Annotated in this window: 16 protein-coding genes; 10 read left to right on the forward strand and 6 right to left on the reverse strand. The window is 45.6% G+C overall.

The genetic code is table 11. From position 1 onward, the window contains the following. Positions 1–90: 90 nt before the first annotated feature. Entirely contained in the window at positions 91–1128 is a 1038-nt protein-coding gene (gene glpX, locus QUB24_RS23810) for a class II fructose-bisphosphatase (protein WP_333155966.1), read from the reverse strand. A gap of 514 nt (positions 1129–1642) precedes the next feature. Between glpX and QUB24_RS23815 the strand changes: the two genes are divergently transcribed. Next, positions 1643–2260, forward strand: a complete 618-nt coding sequence (locus tag QUB24_RS23815) for a CP12 domain-containing protein (RefSeq protein WP_333155967.1) — start codon at positions 1643–1645, stop codon at positions 2258–2260. Between the two features lie 222 nt (positions 2261–2482). On the opposite strand, the gene QUB24_RS23820 is transcribed toward QUB24_RS23815, so the two are convergent. The 4 genes from QUB24_RS23820 to QUB24_RS23835 all read right to left on the reverse strand — a co-directional run bounded on the left by QUB24_RS23820 (position 2483) and on the right by QUB24_RS23835 (position 7100). Further along, positions 2483–2869 (reverse strand): VOC family protein, encoded by a 387-nt coding sequence (locus QUB24_RS23820; RefSeq protein WP_333155969.1) that lies wholly within the window; start codon positions 2867–2869, stop codon positions 2483–2485. A gap of 150 nt (positions 2870–3019) precedes the next feature. Beyond that, positions 3020–3691: an SOS response-associated peptidase gene (locus tag QUB24_RS23825; RefSeq protein ID WP_333155970.1), complete on the reverse strand. Its 672-nt coding sequence runs from the start codon at positions 3689–3691 to the stop codon at positions 3020–3022. A gap of 467 nt (positions 3692–4158) precedes the next feature. After that, positions 4159–5103 (reverse strand): UV DNA damage repair endonuclease UvsE, encoded by a 945-nt coding sequence (gene uvsE / locus QUB24_RS23830; RefSeq protein WP_333155971.1) that lies wholly within the window; start codon positions 5101–5103, stop codon positions 4159–4161. 344 nt (positions 5104–5447) lie between these two features. Beyond that, a complete protein-coding gene (locus tag QUB24_RS23835; protein ID WP_333155972.1) occupies positions 5448–7100 on the reverse strand; it encodes an AarF/ABC1/UbiB kinase family protein in 1653 nt (550 codons plus the stop codon). Positions 7101–7313: 213 nt separating this feature from the next. Here QUB24_RS23835 and QUB24_RS23840 point away from each other — a divergent pair, with 213 nt between their 5' ends. The 9 genes from QUB24_RS23840 to QUB24_RS23880 all read left to right on the forward strand — a co-directional run bounded on the left by QUB24_RS23840 (position 7314) and on the right by QUB24_RS23880 (position 20967). Then, positions 7314–8927, forward strand: a complete 1614-nt coding sequence (locus QUB24_RS23840) for an ABC transporter substrate-binding protein (protein WP_333155973.1) — start codon at positions 7314–7316, stop codon at positions 8925–8927. A 36-nt stretch (positions 8928–8963) separates the two neighbouring features. Continuing rightward, positions 8964–9878 carry a VWA domain-containing protein gene (locus QUB24_RS23845; RefSeq protein WP_333155975.1) on the forward strand — a complete coding sequence of 305 codons (915 nt, stop codon included), beginning with the start codon at positions 8964–8966 and terminating at the stop codon, positions 9876–9878. 253 nt (positions 9879–10131) lie between these two features. Further along, on the forward strand, positions 10132–13515 hold the full coding sequence (locus tag QUB24_RS23850) for a tubulin-like doman-containing protein (RefSeq protein ID WP_333155977.1): 3384 nt from the start codon (positions 10132–10134) through the stop codon (positions 13513–13515). A gap of 185 nt (positions 13516–13700) precedes the next feature. Continuing rightward, entirely contained in the window at positions 13701–15437 is a 1737-nt protein-coding gene (locus QUB24_RS23855) for a serine/threonine-protein kinase (protein WP_333155978.1), read from the forward strand. 372 nt (positions 15438–15809) lie between these two features. Then, positions 15810–16415 carry a COP23 domain-containing protein gene (locus tag QUB24_RS23860; protein ID WP_333155979.1) on the forward strand — a complete coding sequence of 202 codons (606 nt, stop codon included), beginning with the start codon at positions 15810–15812 and terminating at the stop codon, positions 16413–16415. A 147-nt stretch (positions 16416–16562) separates the two neighbouring features. Next, positions 16563–17138 (forward strand): hypothetical protein, encoded by a 576-nt coding sequence (locus QUB24_RS23865; RefSeq protein WP_333155980.1) that lies wholly within the window; start codon positions 16563–16565, stop codon positions 17136–17138. Positions 17139–17206: 68 nt separating this feature from the next. Continuing rightward, the gene (locus tag QUB24_RS23870) at positions 17207–19042 is read left to right on the forward strand and encodes a trypsin-like peptidase domain-containing protein (protein WP_333155981.1); all 1836 of its coding nucleotides are present in this window, start codon (positions 17207–17209) and stop codon (positions 19040–19042) included. Positions 19043–19148: 106 nt separating this feature from the next. Further along, positions 19149–19706, forward strand: coding sequence for a COP23 domain-containing protein (locus QUB24_RS23875; RefSeq protein ID WP_333155982.1), 558 nt, complete (start codon positions 19149–19151; stop codon positions 19704–19706). A 181-nt stretch (positions 19707–19887) separates the two neighbouring features. Continuing rightward, positions 19888–20967, forward strand: coding sequence for a serine protease (locus tag QUB24_RS23880; protein WP_333155983.1), 1080 nt, complete (start codon positions 19888–19890; stop codon positions 20965–20967). A 267-nt stretch (positions 20968–21234) separates the two neighbouring features. Here QUB24_RS23880 and QUB24_RS23885 read toward each other — a convergent pair whose 3' ends face one another. Next, positions 21235–22296 (reverse strand): mannose-1-phosphate guanylyltransferase, encoded by a 1062-nt coding sequence (locus QUB24_RS23885; RefSeq protein ID WP_333155984.1) that lies wholly within the window; start codon positions 22294–22296, stop codon positions 21235–21237. Positions 22297–22324 lie beyond the last annotated feature (28 nt).

Here is a 22324-nt window from a genome sequence, read left to right on the forward strand (position 1 = left end):
TCTTAGTTTATCGCTAATTGCTAATCATCGGTGACTGTTAACCGTTAACTGTTAATTGTTAACATTTAACTGTTAACCACTAACTAATCACTAATTCAATTGCAGAGATTTCGGCTGGTCAAACATATGGATTGTATCCACAAATCGAGCCGTTTTCGACTGAGAAGAAATTACCAAACTTTCAGTGCGAGCGCCGCCGCCAAAGAAGCGAACTCCATTCATCAGCGTTCCGGGAGTAATCCCGCAAGCTGCAAACAGAACTGTTTCTCCAGATGCCAGCTCTTCAGCATTGTAAATCTTGTCTGGGTCTGTGATGCCCATCTCTTTAAGGCGGGCGATATTGCTCTCTTTGCTTTCACCGATCAAACCAGTTTTTACAACAGCCGGATCGTAAATTAACTGCCCTTGGAAGTGACCGCCCAAGCAGCGCATTGCTGCTGCGGAAATCACACCTTCGGGTGCAGCGCCAATACCCATAAGTGCGTGGATGTTGGAACCAGAAAACGCGCAAGAAATCGCTGCCGAAACGTCGCCGTCGCTGATCAGCCGAACTCTTGCACCCGCTTGCCGAATTTCATTAATTAAATCTTTGTGTCGGGGGCGATCCATGACCACCACCACCAAATCTTCAATACTGCGGCCGAGACAATCAGAGATAATTTTGAGGTTTTGAGTGGGGGTTTTGCGAATATCTACATGATTCTTAGCAGCCGCAGGAGCAGCCAATTTGTTCATGTAGAAATCCGGTGCCGCAAACAAACCACCTTTTTCAGAGATTGCCAAAACTGCCATCGAACCGTTTTGACCGTAAGCTACCAGGTTAGTACCTTCGCAGGGGTCAACAGCGATGTCAATTTCGATCAATTCATCTATGTTGCAGACATCTTTGGCATCTTCGCGGGTACAAATACCTACTTGTTCGCCGATGTAAAGCATGGGTGCGTCATCGCGTTCGCCTTCACCGATCACGATGCGGCCGCGCATATGAATTTTGTTCATGCGCTCCCGCATGGCTTCTACAGCCACTCTGTCGGCTTCATCTTTCTCGCCTTTGCCCATCAAGCGAGCGGAGGCGATGGCTGCCTGCTCAACTACTTCGATAATCTCTAAACCGATTACATTGTCCACGAACTAGATCCTCCCAACTGCTGATGCGTGCCTTGTGCTCTTTTGCACTCCCAGCCATCAAGTTTATCAGAGGCGGGGATCTGTGCGAGCGCAAGCAGTTGCTTAGTTTGTGTTAACTTTTGCTTCTTTGATACAGGGGCTGGAAAATCTGCTCCCAACCAGCTCAAAGATCCGACCAAGAGGGCCGGCACGGGGAGTAGGGGTAGCACGGCCCCTACAAGAGAATGAAACAGCCCTGCCGTCTGAGCGCTAAATCGCGGACTCCAGAGGTTCCGGGGCCGCGACCGGCTGTTTCAGGCAACTTGTCATCCCGAATGCCGTTAAAGGTTTTATGATTAGTTTGCGATCGCACGATTTCTCAGAAACCTGGTTGCTAGACCGGATTTATCGTTACTAAACCCAACATTTTGGTAGAAACCGGGTTTCTAAGGGTAAGTCCTAATGATGATCACAAATCAAATGGACAGCCCCAAATCGGGACGCAGTAGACTTTATCAGCGGGAAGGAATAAAAAATGATGATGAAAGCCCAAGATATTATGACAACAGAAGTTGTTACCATTCGCGGTTCGGCAACTGTAGCTGAAGCGGTGGCGATGATGAACGATTTGTGTTTGCGCGCGTTGATTGTGGAACGTCGCCACGAACAAGATGCCTACGGCATTGTGACAGAAACGGATATTGTCTATAAAGTAGCAGCCTACGGAGTAGACCCGAAAAAAGTCCGCGTCTTCGAGATTATGACCAAACCTTGCATTACGGTCAATCCTGACTTGGGCGTGGAATATGTGGCTAGGTTGTTCGCGAATACCCGCATCCGCCGGGCGCCGGTGATTAAGGACGAGCTAGTGGGCATTATTTCTGTCACGGATATATTGACAAAAAGCGATTTTCTTGAGAAGCCGAAGAGTGTTTTATTTGACGAAGAAATCGAACAGGCGATCGCAGATGCCAGAACTATCTGTGCCGAGAAAGGCGCTACCTCTAGAGAGTGCGCGGTAGCGTGGGATATTGTAGAGGAAATGCAGGCTGAGGCTTCTCACCAGCGATCGATGAAGCTTGAAAAAACGGCTTTTGACGAGTATTGCGAGGAAAATCCAGAGGCTGCTGAAGCGCGAATGTACGACAGTTAATTTAGTTATTATAGCAATCCTCGCATCATTTGTGATTTTCTTACTCCCTCCCCTTACCAAGGGGAGGGTTGGGGTGGGGTAAAAAGTTTACGACTCCTGCAAGGATTGCTATAATAATTAACCATTAGTTATTAGTTATCAACTATTATTTAGGAATTGATAACTAATAGCTAACGACAGGAAATAGCTTTTTTTCGGCGAACCTCACGAAAAATAAAAATCTTAAGTGTTTGGCTCAGTCATACAAAACACGTTCAGCTTATTCCCATCAAGATCCCGAAAATATCCCGCATAAAACCCCGGCAACACGCCTCTTGGCCCCGCGGCTCCTTCATCCTTAGCCCCAAGTTCGATCGCTTTGTTATAAACTAAATTGACTTTTTCTGGACTGTCAACTTGAAGAGCTATCATTACTCCATTGCCAACAGTTGCTGTGTTACCATCAAATGGCTTTGTAATAGCAAGTGCTGGTCCATTGGGAGAAACACTCCATGCGATAAATCCGTCGAATTCCATGAATCGTCGAGCACCTATTTCAGCAAGCAAAGCATCATAAAACTTGGCTGCCGTTTCAATATCGTTGGTACCGAGTGTAACGTATCCGATCATATTTTTGGTCTTCTAACTGATGTTAAGATTAAAAAAATGTTTGAGCAAATAACAACTGAGTTAAACTGATCCTTATAAAACCACAGCTACAACTCAAACATCATTTTAGATCATAACTCAAACTATCTCGGTTTTGTCCCCTGCAATGATTTATTGTCGATCGCTAATACATTCGGGACTGTCTCTACTTGGACTGTTGACGATCGCACTTACCGCTTTTGCTTTCATGGCTTCGGAAGCATAGGGCTTTAACAGGGGCAAAACTTCCTGAGCATTTTTAACAGCAGGATCTAGCCACTGTTCCCAATCGCTGTCGGGGAGAATCACTGGCATTCGATCGTGCAGCGGCTGCACTGTTTCGTTAGCAGCGGTAGTAATTATACTGCAAGATACAATGTTTTCTTTTTCTGGAGATTCCCAATTTTCCCACAAACCGGCAAAAGCAAAAGGTTCGCCGTCTGCCTTTTGAAAATAGTAAGGCTGTTTGTTCTTTCCCTGCTGTTGCCATTCGTAGAAACCGTCAGCGACTATCAAACATCGCCTGTGCTTGATGGCGCTGCGAAAAGCAGGTTTTTCGGCTACAGTTTCCGATCGCGCATTAATCATGCGACTGCCTATTTTCATGTCTTTTGCCCAACTTGGAATCAAACCCCAGCGCATAAATTGAAACTCTCGCTGCATTTTTTCTGGTTCAACTGTTACTGTGGCAACTGATTGAGTTGGGGCGATATTGTATCGCGGTTTGATGTCGGGAACTGCCGACAGTTTGAAGAACTCGGCTATGATTTCACCTGAAGTAGTTAAAGTGTATCGTCCACACATAATTTTATAGTTGTATTAACGCGGTTTTTATTGATTCCGGCAGTTCGACAGTCGGGTAATCCGGCAGTCCGGCAGGGGTTGAAACCCCTGCCTCAAAGCTAAAGTCGGTTAAAACCGACTGGAAATACGATCTCTATATCTATCTATTTTAGTCCTCTTTTAGAGGACTTTAGCTATGAGACAGGGGTTAAAAACCCCTGTCGGATTGTCGGAATAAACCGGGCGGGACACCCCACAAGAAAATTCATTCTTTGTGGAACAGGCATCTTGCCTGTTCTTGCGGGACACCCCACAAGAAAATTCATTTTTTGTGGAACAGGCATCTTGCCTGTTCTTGCGAGACGCCCCACAAGAAAATTCATTCTTTGTGGAACAGGCATCTTGCCTGTTCTTGCGATTTACCTTTGGGTGGGGGCGAATTTTCGAGATGATTGGTTTTAGGCAATTATTGTTGGTAAAACCCCACCCTAAGAGACATTGCTAAATTGTGGAACATTCGCAGACAACCATTCGGCGCGCAACTTTTCAATAGCTAATTCTTTGAATTTAGCTTCTACTTCAATCCAAGGAGCCTGATAATAGCAATTAGGCATTTCTGTAATTAAATCGCTGTGGCGCGGATCGGCAAAAAATTCTTTTCCATTCGATATGTGTACTAATTGCCATTCAGGAACAGACCAAGTTGTGCGGGCTGCTGCGAGCATTTCGCCAACGCTGGGGTCGTCGTAAGTTTCTAAATGTTCGTGAATGACGTGGTGGTGGGCGTCAAAAACCATTGGTACGCCGGTATCGAGACAAACTTCTAAAATTTCCGAGGAACTGTAAGCGTATTCGTCATTTTCAAAGGTTAAGCGCGATCGAATTGATTCGGGTAAATCGCGGATGACAGACTTGAGCTGCGAAATGCGATCGCTCTTGCCGCCGTGAATGTTCATCAGTGCCTGGGGCGATCGGGGCTGTCCCAACATATCTAAAATTAAAGCATGAGTCGCGAGAATTTTAATGCTGTTTTCAACCACAGAAAGCTTGTCGGAACTGAGGACGACAAATTGATCGGGGTGGAGTACCAAGCGGATGCCCAAAGAAAGAGCGCGATCGCCCGTAGTCCACAATTCCTCAGTCATAGAGTGTAGCACTGCTTCCCCCAAATCTGTATCTGCAAAAGGGAACAGTGCAGAAGTCATGCGGTAGAGCTTAATCTGATTAGCAGAACAGAAGTCGATCGCTTTGTCAAGCCGCTTTAAGTTGTCTGTATAAAGCTCGCGCAATACTGTTTCTTGTTCAGTTTCCGAAAGCTGTAAAAGTCGCTTCCGCGTGACTGTGCGAAAGCGAACTGCATCGGATGTTGTAATGCAGACTAATCCTAATTCTGGCAATTTGTCCTTTTCCAATACTTGGTTAATATTGCTCATTCAAAATAACACCTAGCTCTATTTCGATCGCAAAATAGGTTTGTAATAAGGACGGAAGTCCTTAGTTATCAAGTTTTGAGAGACTTTAGTCCCTCAAAACTTTATCTAACTATAATTTCTAGCTTAGACTTAGCTGTTGCGGGCGATCGCCTATCTTAAGTCAGAGATGTTGCTTAATAGTTGAGGATGCTATAGCACTCCTGGCATCAATTGTGAAATCTTTCTCTTCTATTCTCAAGATTCGCGTCAATAGCGTGTTCGCGGTTCGTTCACAAAAAAAGCCAGTTACGAGTTTCCCGAAAGGATTGCTATATCTCCTGATTTTCCCTATTTCCCCTTTTCAATCAACTTCGCAAGCGCCCTGACCTGAGAATGCTAATAATCAACCAAAAGCCCAAAAAACTCGCCGCCCCAAACAAACCATTGCTCAGAAAAGATAGCTGAGAAGTTTGCGCGTTAGAAGAAATAATTGCCGCCCCTATAATCAGTGAACCCACGACAATACTAAAAGAAAGTCGGTTCGCCGAATCCCCCAGAGTGCGGCGTAGCGGATCGAGTTCTTTTAGTGTCAAGTTCCACTTCAAAGTTTCCGAAGTAACCCGGTCTAAAAGCACTTCCACCTGTCGTGGAGATTGCAAAGATAAGCTTTTCAGATCGAGGGCTGTTCTCAACAAAGCTTGTATCGGGTCATCTCCTAATAACTGACGCCGAAACATATCGGTCATCAGCGGTTTGACCTGCTCTACAATATTAAATCGAGGATTAAAAGAGCGCGCCAGTCCTTCCAAATTAGCTAGAGTTTTTGCATACAAACCGAGATTGCTGGGCAGTCTAATTTTATTTTTGCGGGTAATTTCCAGCACCTCATAAAAAATTTCCGACAAGTTCATTTGCGACAAGCTGACATTGTAATACTTTCGCAGCATTCTCGCCAAATCGTTCTCTAGAACTGCTAAACTTTTCGGCTGAGCAAATTCTGCCATTTCCAATGTTAATTGAGTGCAGCGCTGAGCATCTAAATCGACAATTGCCAGCAACATTTCTGTCAAGTTTTGCTGAGTGCGCGGGTCTAATCTGCCCACCATGCCGCAGTCTAGCAAAGCTATCCGGCCGTCTTTGAGATAAAATAAATTGCCGGGATGCGGGTCTGCGTGAAAGAATCCGTCGATGTACAACTGCTGGAAGAAAACGCGGCAAAGCAGCGTTGTAATTTCTTCGCGTTCGGCATTTATATCTCCTTTGTGGCGAATTCCTTGCAAATCGCCTAACAAAATCGGAACTCCGTTCAGCCACTCCATGACTAAGAGTTTTTTTGTAGTTAACTCCCAGTTAATTTCTGGTAAGACAACTTGTGTGGGGTCAAACCAGCGACTTTTAGATAAATTGCGGCGCAGTTCGTCTGTGTAGCTGGCTTCTTGAATGAAGTCTAGTTCTGCACGCAGGGCGATCGCAAATTCTTCTGCTAAGGCGACAATATCGTATTGTTGACCGAAGTCTGTGAGCATGACAAGTTCTGCCAAACCTCGGAGCACGGCGATGTCTTGTTCGATGACAATATCAATACCGGGGCGCTGAACTTTGAGGGCGACTTCGCGGCCGTCTTTTAAAGTAGCTTTGTGGGTTTGGGCGATCGAACCTGCGGCGATGGCTTCAGTGTTAAATTTGGCGAAGGTATTTTCGAGAGATTGTGTGAGTTCCTGGCGGACGATTGCTTCTACTTGCGACCACGGTACGGGCGGCACTTCCGCTTGTAGCGTGGAGAGAGTTTCGATATAGCTGGCCGGTAAAAGGTCGGGACGGGTGCTCAGCAATTGACCCAATTTGACAAATACTGGGCCTAATTCGACGAGGATGTTGCGGAGAACTGCTGGAGTTGGGAGACTGGGTGCGTCGGTTTTGCGGCCGGTTAGGAGGCTTTTCATGTAGTCCCAACCGTTGCGGAAGACGACCTCTAGAATTTCTCCTTTGCGAGAATTGTTTTGAACTAGGCTAAACAAGGGGCCTCCGGGTCGATCGGGTTTAAGGGCTATATAACTACTAGGATAGCGCTGTTGACCGAGCTGACCATTGTCTTGGGGAATAAATTGGGGCTAAGAGTGCGATTCCCAGCAGCGTATTTTAAAGATTTCATATTTGTGCTTGTTAAACCTTTCTCAAGACAGATGTCAAGCTGTACAATACCCAAAAGGGTAAAAAAAAGGTAGCAAAAAATGACTTGGAGCTGCGACGGCGTACCCAAAAATAGTTCAGAACCATATAACGTTAGTGGCCCCCACCCACCCTATGACAACGACGGGCCAATTTGCATGATGTGCGGTTTGCCGAAAGAGGCTATGGTTCCTACAGGAAATGGGGGATCAAAAACCCAACCGCCAATCAAACAAATTCTGATGGCTGTAGCAGGAATATTAGTCGTTGGTGGTGGCGGATTTGGTTTGTACAAAGCGTTTTCAGGCCAAACGCCAGATTCTTCCCAGACAACGGGTGAAGCCACATCGACTACTTCGACAACTCCTGCTTTATCGGGGGAATTCCTCAGTTCTAAAGCAGTCAGCGCCCCACTGATTAGTCAAGGGGAAAAAATTCTGTTAACAGGTGGCAAAGCTGATGCTGAGAAACAAGCTGGGGCTGCTGCATTTGTAGGCAAGAATTGGGACGATGCGATCGCCAAATATGAAGCAGCTACCAAAACCGACCCCAACGACCCAGAAACTAAAATATACCTCAACAATGCGACGGCTCAAAAGACAGGAAATCCCCTGACAATCGCCGTAGTGGTTCCCATCGGTGCCAGTCCTGATGCAGCTAAAGAAGTGCTCCGAGGAGCTGCTTTATATCAAGATCAATTTAACAAAAGTCCAACTGTTCCCGGTCGATTATTAGAAATTGTAATTGTTAATGACGAACTTGGCAAAACTCAGTCGATCGCTCAGGACTTGGTTAACTCTCCCAGCGTTTTGGGAGTTTTGGGACACGGCATTGACAGCAGTTCTCAAGATGCCATCAAAACCTATGAAACCGCAGGATTAGCAGCCCTTTCGCCAGTCAGTTCCAGCGTTTCCATCGACCCTTCCAACAAAGCCACCTTGAAGCTGACAAAGTTGCTGGAAAAAACCGATGAAATGCTGAAAACATACCTCCAAAAACTTGGGGAAACTGTCGCGAATTATGCTAATAAAAATCACTCGCCAGCCGCGATCGCAATTTTCTACAACTCCGACAGCGTTTACAGCAAGCAACTCAAGGAATTATTAGTTGTAGAAGTGCCAAAAGCTAGCGGCAAAATTATCAAAGAAGTTGACATCAAAGCTGATGCTAGTTTTGATGCTAAATCTGCTTTAAATGATGCTAGCCAGGCGGGAGCCAATGTGGTATTTATGGCGATGAGCAAAGACCAAGTAGAACAGGCGATCGCGATCGCTCAAGCCAACAAAGATACATCCCCACCTTTAGCATTAATGGGAGGCAGTGAACTTTATAATCCTACTACTTTAATCAAAGGAGGAGATGCCATTAAAGATTTAGTGCTAGCCGTTCCTTGGAGGTGGGAAAAAGACGATCCTTTTTCCAAACAAGCCTCCGAAATTTGGAAAGGACGAGTCAGTTGGCGCACTGCAACTGCTTTCGATGCCACCCAAGCTTTAACAGCAGCCGTCAGCAGTAATCCGACTCGCGAGGGAACAGTCAAGTTCCTCACAGCAGGCACTTTGATATCGGGAACAGCTAAGGAATTTGACCTGTTGAAGGAAGTACCGTTAGTGAAAGCTGTCGAAGGTAAAGATGGCCCTCCAGGGTCAAAATATCAGTTCGATGCTGTTAAATAGTTTGCCAATTAAGTTAAAACTACTAAAGGTCGATCGGTGATTAGAACTCAACGCCCGCTGTGGCAACATCCTTTATTTCAGAGACCGTTAATCGTGCTGTGCTTCTGTTTAATTGCCGCAGCACTGTTTGGCATATTCGGGTTTGGTAGACCAAATATAGCAGTTGCGATCGCCCTCGATTTAAGCAGCAGCACCTACCAGCCCCAAGCCTTCAATGCTCCGGGCACAATTATGCAGCAAGAAGTGGCAGCAGTCAAAGCCTATCTCGAGGTAAATTCTAAATTAGGAACAAACCCAAATACAATTCAAGTCTTTGGAATTGGCGGTGGGAAAGCTCCAGCATTAACCAGTAACTTTAGTTCAGATACCAAAAAAGTAGAAGCAGAATTAGTCAGAGCTCTGCAAGACCCCAACCTGCCTAAATCTATCCAACCAGAACCCCCCCAAGACAGCCTAGATGTTCCCATCCGGCAGGCATTAAATGCTTTTAAAACTGTGCCAAATAGCTGTCGCGAAATTGTGATTGTCAGCGATGCCGGCATTGAACTTTCCCCGCAAAGTGTCAGCGAAGCAGTCGCTCAAAAAGTTAAGATAAATGGCATTACCTTCGGAGGGAAAAGTTTCGAGCCGCTAAAACAAGCTACTGTACAAACAGGAGGAATTTATATTTCCGGTGCAGACGTTAATCTCAATACTTCATTTACCGAAAAAATCTTTCCCAAGCTCAATAGTAACATCAAATGGGTAATTTTTTGGTTGGGTGCTGCTTGGATTGCTTTGATGTGGACGCTGACTATGCCGCTCGATCGGTGGTTGTTTCAAGGCACTATGAAAATGAACATGACTCTAGCAGGTCAGGCGGCTTTGGGAAATGCTTTTTTCTGGACTGCAAGTACGCCTAGCATTATCTGGAAATTAGTTGGTTTGCCAATTTTTGGTGACGGTTGTTAAGCCTGAAATCCACGATATATCTCGCTTGTAGTCGAGTCTCGATCCCCCCTAGCCCCCCTTAATAAGGGGGGAACAAGAGCATTCAAAGTCCGCCCTCCCTTAATAAGAGTAACAATACCGTTCAAAGTCAACCCCTACTCCCCTTATTAAGGGGGATTTAGGGGGATCGAGACTCGACTACAAGCGACATTTATTATGGGTTTCAGTCTTAAGTTGATACCAGGGTTAATTAAAAACAAAAAGGAGGATTCTTATGGCTACTGTTGATGAAAAAAGTATGGTTCCTACAATTTTAATCGGAGTAGGAGGAACGGGGAATGAAGTGCTGGCAAGAGTGCGCCGTTTAGTAGAAGAAACTTATGGGAGTTTGAAGAATTTTCCGATTATTAGTTTTCTGGTGATTGATACAGACGAAGGATACAAACTACAGAATCCTGATGCGGGTGGAACTCCGTTTAGGGACAACGAGAAATACTTTGCTAAAGTCAGTGGTAATGAAGTTGAAAATATTATGTCCAACATGGGCAGCTTCCCCTGGATCGAAGCTTGGTTTCCGAATGAATTAGAGCGAAATATTGGGGCAATGGGTGCGGGAGCCGGACAGATTCGTGCCTGCGGTCGGTTTGCTTTTTTCTGTAACTATCACAAGATTAAACAATCATTTAATGCGGCGTGCAATCGCGTAAAAGGTCACGACAATTTTATGCTTGACAGATACAACGTCAAGGTAAACAATAACTCCGTAAACGTGTTTATCACAGGCTCAATTTCTGGAGGTACCGGCAGCGGAATGCTCATCGATATCGGCTATGCTGTCCGCAAGTGGCTGCAAGGACAGGCAAGTTCTACTACAGCGATTGTGCCGATGCCTAATGCTTTTCAAGGTATCAATGTAGGAGATCGGGTTGTAGCTAACGGCTACGCAGCCTTAATGGAATTGAGCTATTTCTCCGACCACCGCACAGAATATGCAGTTCAATATAGCGCCGGTTTGACCAATGAAATTCGCGATGAAAAACCTCCCTTTGACTTCACTTACTTAGTCGGAACTAGAAACGGTGAAACTGAATTTTCTCTAGACAAAATTCGGGAAATGATCGGTCAGAATATTTTTCTGGACTTGACCTCAGATTTTGCTCCCCACAAGCGATCGATCCGAGATAACATTAAAAGCTCTTGGGCAGAAAAAGATCCGGGTGGCCGCGGCTATTCCAAACAATTTATGAGTTTTGGGCTGTCAACAATTGAAATTCCCATAGCCCAAATTCGCACTTCTTTATCCAATCGGCTAGCGGCTGATTTTGTGACTTGGTGGCTGAACGAATCAGTTGTATTAGTTCCCAATCTCTTGGAGGTGGTACAAAGTGACCTCAAGCGGATTCGGCTGACAGAAATGGAAATGCTGACTGACTTGAGTGCTGCGGGCGATAAATCTTATTTAGCAGAACTTTCCAACTGGGTAAACAGCATCCGCAATGAAATTAATGCAGACAAAAAAATGCAATGCACCCAACAAGGATTCTTGGGTATTTTCGGCGCAGAAAAAGGGAAGATTCTGCAATTTGTCAATTATTTGCAGAAAAAAGTCGAGGAATATCGCAGCGACCACCTGCGCGAAATGAGTCCCGACGAGCGGCTGCACGGCGATTATCTGCAAAGAATGTACGACAACCGCAACCGCATTATCAAAGAAGGACGCAAAACCCTAGAAGCTGAGTTTTATACGATTCTGGAAGACCGCAACAAAGGGCCGAAATTTGCTGATGCTTTTATCACAACAGTGCGGCAGATTTTTGAAAATGCTGTTGAGAAGTTTCGCCGGGAAGGAGAAAAAGTTTGGGAGCCAAATGAGGCTCGTTTCCAGCAACAATACCAAAAGGGTTTGGAAGATATTACCCACTTCCAAGAGCAGTTTGGTTTGAGCAAACAAGACGCTATGGAAAAGTATTGTGCTACGGCTCTCAGCGGGTTAGAGGGGAGTTTGATCGCGATTATTCAGCGCAAATCCAGATCCTTGGGATTGGAAGTAATTGTCAGGTTGCAAGAGCATTTAACAGAATTGGAAAATCGTTTGGCTCGCTTAAATCAAAAGTTGCGGCAAAATCGCGACGACTTTCAAAAAACAGCAGACCAACAAGCAAACAGTGCTGATGTGTTGGTAATTAACGGTATCAAATTGTTTGACCGCCAACAGCTAAATGATTTGTACCGAGATGCGATCGAGCAATTAGCAGGTGCTTCCGAAGGTGCGAAAAGCAAGTATGAATTAGGGATGGACGGAACTTGCAGCAATTTGTCGAGTCAAGTGCTCGCAGAAGCTAGCCCGATGTGGAAACAAAACCGGGAGGCGGATGAGGTAATGCGGCTGTTTGACTTGCCGCAATTGCATGACGTGCAATATCCAGATTTCAAGGAAATTATCGATCGAAAAACGCAGTTTGTGATAAAAAATGCACCTAATAGCAGTCGCTTTAAGCGAGATTTGGGAGCCTGTGATGGACTGTTTAAAATGTTTAACAATGATCAAGGAGTCATTAGCAATCAATTAAAGATCGCCTATGACAAATCTAAACCCTTAATTTTGCTTTCCGAATCCATAATGAGCGCGAAAGATGCAGGGTTTACACCAGCACTCAACACCAAAGCCGCTCTCGTTGGCGGAAGTAACACCACTGAAGCAGCCGCCAGGAAATTAATCCCTTTGATCAGAGAACGGGTTGGCGCCACCGATGCAATTACCCCGCTGGGAGAAGACGAACGCCACCGGATTGTTTTTGTACAAGAAGTCGGTGGTTTTTCGCTGCGCTGTATTGAAGGAATGCGTGAATTGCGACAGTCTTATCAAGACTGGAAAGGGCAATCAATTCAAGCAAAACGGGCTAAAGCGCGGGGAGAAAGCCAAGATCCTCCTATCCCAGTTCACATTCAAAAAGAAGCGCCTTTTTGGGATGTGTTTCCAGAAGACCCGAAAATTTTACAATTGGTTGTGCAAGCACGAGCAATAGGCGTTTTGCGACGGGAAGAAAGTCGTAGTACGAAGGAAAATGTGATTCGCTACACGATAAAATCTGTGACTGGTCAAGAGAACGTGGATCTGGCTTCTACCTGGGAAGAAACGGTGCAACTTTTGGAAGTTGTGGCCTGTCGTTCTGATAAAGAAGAGATTGAAAAACAGGTGAAAGCAATCCTGACAGGGGCGGAAACTGTGCAACAAAAACAACATTTATATACCCAATTGACGGCATATCTCGACGTGCGGAAGACAGAATTAGATAAAGAGGGAGGTGATGAAAGCCCAGTTTATAAACGAGAACTGAAGATTATTCAAGAGGTGATAGTAACTTACAAGTTTCCTCAGCCGGAGCCAGGGTCATTTAATATTCAAAGTCCGCCGCCAGTTAATCCTGCAACTCCTTCGCAGCCTCAACCAAATGGGATGGCAGTACGTTCAGAATTGGACAAAATTTATACTGATGATACTGTCATTAATGCTCCTGGGGGTATTTCGCCACCGCCAATTCAACCGCCGACTTTACCAGCACCAGATTTTGTATTTTGTACTAGCTGCGGACACAAGAATCCAACTAGCTCGAAATTCTGTGCTAAGTGCGGTACGCGGCTGACTCAAGTTAGTTAAAGGTTTTGGCAGCTTTCCGTAGGGTGGGGCGGGTTTACGAGATTGTGGGTTTGAGGCAATTATTATCGGTGAACCCGCCCCTACAACATTTTGAAAAGGGTGCAAGATATGAGTTACTACAAATTTAGACTAGGTTGGTATTAATTCGATCGAGAGAGCAACTATAGAAGCAGGATTATAAAATAGTGATAATACCAGAACTATCCGCTGGAACTTTGATTAAAAATCGCTATCTAATTGACCGAATTCTTGGTCAAGGTGGATTTGGTCGCACTTATTTAGCATTAGATCAACAACAAAAACATAACTGCGTTCTCAAGGAGTTTGCTCCCAGCAATACTAAGCCAGAGGAATTGCGAAAAGCTCGCGAACTATTTGAGCGAGAAGCAAAAATTTTATCCGACCTTAAGCACCGCCACATCCCGGAATTTCTGGAGTGGTTTGAGGATAATGGGCGTTTGTTTATTGTGCAGGAATTTGTCAACGGTAAAACATACTGGAATTTACTACTGCAAGGTCAAATATTTTCAGAAAAGGAGATTATTCAATGGCTGCGGGATCTTTTGGATGTTCTCATATATATTCACGGGAAAGGGATTATTCACCGTGATATTTCCCCGGACAATATCATGCTTCCCAATGGCAAACAACAACCAGTTTTGATTGATTTCGGTGTGGTTAAATATGCGAAGACGCAGCTACGCACAACTGGGAATTCTCACCAACCTACGCAGGTGGGAAAAGGAGCTTATGCTCCTTCTGAACAGTTGCGGGGCGGCGAGTGTTACCCCAACAGCGATCTTTATGCTTTGGCCGTGACGGCGATTGTTTTGCTGACTGGTAAAGAACCCAATGCTTTGATGAATTATGATTCGGAGTGGGAGTGGCGATCGCACGTGAATGTCAACGACCAACTGGCTGCGGTACTTGATAAAATGTTGAAGGAGAAACCGAGCGATCGCTATCAGTCAGCGAGAGAAGTATTAAATGCTCTCGATAATAGCCAAACACAAAGGAAAACTATTATGAGTTCATCAAAAACTGAAGTGAGTGCCGCTCCTGGACTACCTCCGACTCAACTTTCTACTGAGAGTCAAAATCCCGTCAATCCATACCAGCCTGTAAATTATCATGGGAATCAACAGACTCAAATCCCTGACAGTACATCTCGATGGAAAACGATCGCCCTAATTGTCCTGCCAACTCTGCTGCTAGTAGGTGCGATTGTTAGTCTGGAGTCGTCTCCCATCCCTTTTGTGTGCGGGATTGTGAACAACTGTGCTGCGGATAAACCCTTTAACGAAAGTTACAACAGCGCCGTCAAACAGGCTGCTGATGCCCGTATTTTAGGGCAAAATGCTCAAACAGACCAAGAGTTGCAGACGGCTCGCGATCGCCTGAAAAATGCGATCGACCAACTATCAAGTATTCCGCCAACGGCCAAAGTATACGCGGATGCCCAAAAGCTTTTGCCTTCCTATCAAAGCGAGTTGACGGCGATGGAAGCGCATTTGACAAGAGAACAACAAGCTCAGAAACAATTAGAAGAAGCTCTGGCGATCGCAGCCGATGCGCCAAAAGAAACCGAATTATCAACACAGAAAGCTCTATGGACTCAAGCTGCAGACAAACTCAAAGCAATTGCTTCCGATTCCTTCGTTGCTGACAAAGTGAAAGCTCATTTAGCAGAGTGCGATCGTCAGATTAAAGACATTGAAAGTTCCGTCCCGCAACCGCCCAGCCCCGAAGCCCCCAGTCCCGAAGCCCCCAGTCCCGAAGCCCCCAGCCCCGAAGTAACACCAACTGCTAAAGACGACCTTTTTAGATTCTCACCTGATGGTACTGAACCCGCACCAGCACCAAAACCTTCGCCCTCTCTCCCGAATTCTCCAACTCCTAAAGACGACAAACCCCTCTTCTAATTTAGATTGGGGATTTTAGATTGGGGATTTTAGATTGGGGATTTTAGGAATTGCGTAATATTACGATCAGTACAAGTGTTCAATGCCCTTACAGTATTTATAAGTAGTCAACCGGACTTGATATCAGTCCTGTTCTTGCTTAAATCTTTAAATTTGATTTCTAAGTTTTGCTTTATAATTACACTCAACAGGCAGATATACAAAAATAGTCAGTCGAAAACGATAGCAGGGGGAATCAGGATGTTTGCTGCGAATCAGTCATCCATTCCAAAACTCGCTGGGACAAGTCGGCTTCATTTAATATCCACCTACCCAGAATCAGCAATCATTTCCATCCCAGAAATCCATTAAATCAATAAGGAATAATTGCCAATGAAACTTCACTCACTGAGATCGCTAATTACTGCATCTGCGATCGCCTTTGCTACCACTATTGTCGCTAGCAGTCCGACAGCCGCCCAAACCACAGGCTTCGTCTGTAGCAAAAGTGGAGGTCAGCCAGCAACTATTTTGCAAAGACCAGAAGGCGGCAACGTCACAGTAATTAAGTGGGTTTCTAATAGTTTCTCAGACTCTGGATTCGATGCTGAGCGCCGGTGCGAACTGGTATCTGGCAGATTTCAACAGTATCACAAAGCAGGAATGCTCAAATACCTGACAACAGGAGTTATCAACCGACAACCTGTAGTTTGCGTTGCCCACACCAAGGGTGGCGATTGTGCCCGCGACTTGCCCAACAACGGCTTGTTATTTACAATTAAACCGGGCAGCGATGCGCGAGATACATTAAAACGCCTGTTGAATTTGCGGGATCGAGCTAGCACAAATTCACTCAACGAAAGCGCGCCTTCTAGCCGAGTAGATCTCGAAATGAACGATCGACTTTACATCGACATGGGCGAATATCTCAAAAACCCACCGGCCGAATCTGCATCCCCGCAGTCTGTGGAATCTGATGCTAGCAACCCACTTTTTTAAGATGAGTTTTGGGTGGTAGTGGCGGGTAGACGGGAGCAAGTCGATATGCAACAACAGATAACTTCTTCAAAAAACCCGCCCCCTCAAAAAAATTTTCTCAAAAATCATGAAACATGAGATAATTTTTGATGGGAAAGGAGGTGAATTGTGAAACTTCAGGTATTGAATTTAATTCCGACAACATTAGCATTAACATTGGCAAGTACAATTACTTTTAGTAGTGCCAGCTACGCTCAAGAAGTAAGTTTTTTTTGCGGTACAATTAATAACGAGCCAGCAATCATAGCTCAAACAGCCCAGAGCAATATACTAGTAAGTAGGTGGGTATCCGAGGAATTGCAAGTTTTAGGAATTAATTCTCGAACGCAATGCGAACAAATGGCTGAAAAACTGCAAATAAATTGCATTCAACCTACCGCTCGCAGCCAGCAAATAGCTGGTTGCACCATCATTCAAGGTGGTATTTACTCGCCAGAAAAGGTGTTGAATTCTGAATCAGGAAGTGATTTGTATGAGCAATTGCCACCTCTTTGGGGTTCGGACACTCAACTTTCCCAATCCCATGAAAAATTGCCAAGATTTCCTGTTTATATTCAGATGAATGTTTGGCTAAACGGATTTCCCGCAACAGTAGCAGTTCCAGGCGATCGAAATATTTTCGCGACTCCCGCATCTCCCGGTAGCCTCAAAGGCGAACCTGAGCCGGAGCGTCCTTTATGGTGAAAATTATGTCGATGAGTAGGTCGCTCAAAATCAAAAATTATTCCTTAAGATTAAACACGGAGCATCCTATGACAATTAAGTTTAAATACGGACTTTCAGCAGCGCTAATCGGTGCAACAATAGCGATCGTGCAGACGCAAAAAGCGGTAGCACAAACAGCAGAACAAGTCAACAAAATTGCCGAAAAAATTACAGTATTAATCGAAGGACAAAATCAGGGTTCAGGGATAATTATTGCTAGAGAAGGCAGTACCTATTATGTACTGACTGCCAAACACGTAACAACAGGAGGAGGCGAAGCAAAAATTGTCGCGCCCGATCGCACTTCCTACCAAGTGGACAACAACAACATTATCCAATTACCGGGAGTCGATTTGGCGATCGTGCCTTTTATCAGCTCGAACAATTATGAGATAGCACAATTGGGAGATTCTAAAACAGTCACAGTCGGAGAACAAGTCTACGTTTCCGGCTGGCCAAAACCGGGGGAAACTATTACAAGACAGATCCGTCAGATGACAGCAGGACAAATTTCAGCTCGCGAACGGGTAAATGACGGCTATGAATTAATCTATACAAACCCAACTCGTCAGGGAATGAGCGGAGGGCCAATTCTCGATCTTCGCGGCCGTGTGATTGGCATTCACGGACGTACAGATGCGAACAGAGAAGAGACTGTCGCGAAAGCCTGGGTAAACTTAGGAATTCCCATCAACACCTTTGTCGAACTCGCCCCTAAAGCTTACGCGGAACAGGGAAAAGAAAAACTCAAACGGCAAAATTATCAAGGTGCGATCGCAGACTTCAGCCAAGGAATGCGATTCAATCAAAACTCTGCCGATGTTTTCAACGGTTTAGCTTACGCAAACTTCGCTCAAAAAAATTACAGAGCAGCTCTAGAAAATGCCATCAAAGCTATCCAATACAATCCCCAATTAGCCGAAGCTCACCGCGTTCGTGGTGCTAGCAACGCTCAATTGGGAAATCATAAAGAAGCGATCGCCGACTTCGATCGAGCTATCCAAATCAATTCTAACTTTGCAGATGCCTACGGCCTGCGGGGTGTCAGCCGAGCTCAAATCAAAGACTACATAGGAGCCAACGCCGACATAGCCCAAGCCATCCGCCTAGCACCCAACAGCCCGGTGGGCTACAACCGCCGCAGCGAAGTGCGCCTGATAGTCGGAGACAGCGAAGGAGCAAATGAGGACGCTCAAAAAGCAGCATCCCTTGAGGGAGCATCAGGGAATGAAGATGGGTTCCAAATGGCACTCAACAGCGGACTGGGAATATCTTTGCCGAGAAATCAAATTGCCAGAGTGGAGCCACAGCAGCCCGCCCGGACTGTTCCCCAAACACGTCCAGCACCCAATAACTCTCTAGAAGCAAAACAACCAACACCCACACCTGCGCCAAAACCAGAGCCACTGAGTCAGCCAGCACCTCAAGCGGTGCGACAAGCTGCATCGCCAGGAGCGGAATCAGCAATTCAAGCCTTAATTCGCGGCCAGCAAACCTTCCGCACGCGCAACGGTGCATTTACCGGTACTGTCAGTTTGCTCCAACGCTCTTTTAACATTCAACTTCCGATGTCGAAGTTCAACTTTGCCATTCATACCACTACTAGGGGAGCATATCACTATGCTATTCCTCTTAACCCCAGCCAGAAAGCCTATGTGGGAGCGGTGTTTTTGACGGAAACTGCTACTAATAATAATCCTGTCACAGTATCGATCGTCTGCGAAACCGATGAAGCCAGCAACATCCGCCCGCCAGATCCCCTATACGTTCAGGGGAAGCCGATTTGCCGTCCGGGTACGTCGCCGGTGGATACGAGCAATATGCAGTCAGGAAATCCTGAGTCTCTAACCAATAACTCGCCTGTTTCCGAAAAGGAATGGTAACTTTTCAAGGCAGAAAACTAGAGATTTAGAAGATAGAGTTAAATAAAATTCTTGTTTCTAACTTGAAGTTTTTAAGTGTTAATTTTGAACACAAGGAGTTGTGATAATGATTGAAAAATACCAGCTATTGAGATCGATTATTGCCGCTGGATCGATCGCACTTGCTGTAAGTGCGATCGGGACTCATGCTAGCGCTCAAACCAGCCTTCAAACCAGATCCTTTGTCTGTGGCACGAACAACGGCGCTCCCGCAACCATTGCTCGGACTAATCGGGGTGACGTACCCGTGATTCGGTGGACTTCCGATCGTTTCCGCGATGCAGGTTACAGTCCAGAACGGCGCTGTATTGAAGTATCTGCAAGATTTCAGCAATACTTCCGAAATCAAAAACTGAATTACCTGACTACTGGTATGATGAACAACCAGCAAGTAATTTGCGTTGCCGATCGAGAAGGAGGTGATTGCACTGGATTGCTGTTCACGCTAAAACGAGGGAGCGATCCCAGTCAAGTATTAAACAATCTACTTGCTGTGCGCGTTCGCGCTTCTGGACCGCTCAATGAAAGCACATCTCGTGTTTATATAGATATGAGCGAATATCTCAAACAGGCATCTGTAGAAGATCAGCAAAATTCGCAATCTGATAATATTCCTGTCTGGTAAGACTCATACCAATTTTTTGTGAGGCTGCATAAAATTTGATCCCCCCTAACCCCCCTTAATAAGGGGGGGACAAGATTCCGATCAAAGTCAACCCCTACTCCCCTTATTAAGGGGGATTTAGGGGTATCGGAATATGTGCAACGACCTATTAAATTGGTATTACCTAAATTATGTAACTTTAATGAATTGGGTTTCCCTAGCCTTCTTAACTTGTACTGCTGGTTTGTTAACCGGAGTGGCAGTTCAAGTACACAATCGAGGTTTCTCTGTCGCAGAAATTGTCCGCACAAATTTACCGCAGCAACCTCAAGGATCTATATTTCAACTAGGCAAGCCACCTGTGAAGTCGCCAGCCACTAAGCCGCTGAATTTGCCTGCAAAACCCGTAAAACCATTGTCAGGGAAAAACCAGGGAGAATCCATTCCCCAGAGGGCGGGAGATTTATTGGAAAAAGCAATGCTCCAAAAAGCTCGTTCAATTACGGTAAAAGTGCTTTCTGAAGATAGTTGGGGTTCGGGGATTATTATTCAGCGGCAAGAACAAGTTTATACTGCGATCACAAACGACCACGTATTGCAGTCAGGAAAAACATATCGCATCCAAACTCCAGACGGTAAAATTTACTCCGCTACCCGATATTTAGCAACTCAATTTGCAGGCAAAGATTTAGCACTGTTGCAGTTTACCAGTACCAAATCCGACTACAAAATAGGTGTATTGGGCAGTTCTTCAACGGTTAAAGAAGGGGACAAAGTATATGCTGCCGGGTTTCCTTTTGAGGCGGACAAGTCAAATCCAGGGGGATGGAAATTCACTGCCGGACGAGTATCGCTCATACCTGAAAAATCGCTCGAAGACGGCTATCAACTGGGTTATGACAATCAGATTGAAAAAGGCATGAGCGGTGGTCCTGTGCTGAATTTTGGTGGCGAGGTGGTCGCTGTGAACGGAATGCACGCTTATCCACTTTGGGGAGATCCATATGTGTTTCAGGATGGCTCGAAACCCTGTGAACCAATGCGGGAGTTAATGGTGCGATCGAGTTGGGGAATTCCGATCGAAAAATTTTTGCAATCAGCACCGCAGTTTTCGACGAAAACGGCAGAAAAACAGCCTAAAAATATCAGTTTAGAGCCACCATCTCAGTTGTTGGCTGAGCGGCCAGGGACATCGAATTTAACAGTTTCCCAACCTGTTGTTAACACCGCTAAGCTGATGCGGCAACAGGCGGAGGCTGCTAAAAGTTGCACTCAGCTTTAGTCTGCTCTTTATTTCTTAGTCGGCGCAGTTTCAACCGCCGAGATAGGGAGCATCTCACTTTTACAGTCAAGCGAGAAATTGGAGTTTTGAGGTAGGAGGCAGAAGGAAAGAGTCAGAAGAAGTGTTTTTACAAATATGAGATTATCCCCCAATATATTACCGAAAATCAGAGCTCGGCTATTACCCAAAATCAGGACACGGCAGTACCTTTTCTCGACAATTCATTATTTTGGGGTAGGGACACGGCATTGCCATGTCCTCCGTTGCTTACAATAAATCTTTCAATTTTTCATCTTCTCCCAACACCTTAATTACCTGTTTAATCTCCTGCGTCCTGTCTTTTTTTACAATCAAAGTCACATTGCCATCTCTGACAACTACCACATCTTCTAGACCAATGGTGACAATGACCTCATTCTCATCGGCTGCATAAAAAATGCCACCTCTCGTATCAATTCCGACGTGTTTTGCTAACTCCACATTCGGCTTGTCTCCTTGCAGCAAACGACCGATCGCATTCCAATCACCCAAATCGTCCCAGCTAAAGCCTACGGGCAGAACACAGGCTTTTTGCGTCTTCTCCATCAGCGCGTAATCGATGCTAATTTTGGGTAATTCCGAGTACGCCTGCGCGCCTTTTGCTTCCAAAGCTGCCATCATTTCTGGTACATGATTTCGCAATTCTGTCAAGACTGTTCCAACTCGAAATACAAAAATTCCGCCGTTCCAACTAAACTTGCCGCTGGCTACAAATTCTTCCGCAGTTGTGCGATCGGGCTTTTCCGTAAACCTCGCCACCCGATAGGCGGGAAAACCCCCAAAACTGCCAATTTCCTCGCCTTGTTCGATGTAGCCGTAACCAGTCGAAGCATAACTTGGTTTTACTCCCAAAGTCGCGATCGCATCCTGATTTTTCGCCAACTCGGCCGCCGCCTCCAAAGTCTTGATAAACTCCTGTGGTTCCCCAATCCAGTGATCCGCCGGGAAAAAACCAACAACCGCATCCTCACCGTAACGCTTCGCAGTTTCTATAGCAGTCCAGGCCACCGCCGGCGCAGTATCCCGGCCCTCCGGTTCCGCCAGTAAATTCTCCGGCGGTAACAGCGGCAACTGTTCGCGAACCCCCGCAGCCAACATTTCCGACGTTACCACCCACAAATCGTCCCAACCGTTACCTAATTCCAACAGTCTTTCCGCAGTCCCTTGCAGCAAACTCTTGCCGCTACCGTCGAGACTCAAAAACTGCTTGGGCCGCTGCTTGCGACTTAGTGGCCAGAAACGTTCGCCTTTACCGCCGGCCAGAATCACAGGAATTAAGGTTCTACTCATTGTTTAAAGTTTAAACTGTTCACATCTA

The sequence above is a fragment of the Microcoleus sp. B9-D4 genome (assembly GCF_036705105.1).
GTDB lineage: Bacteria > Cyanobacteriota > Cyanobacteriia > Cyanobacteriales > Microcoleaceae > Microcoleus.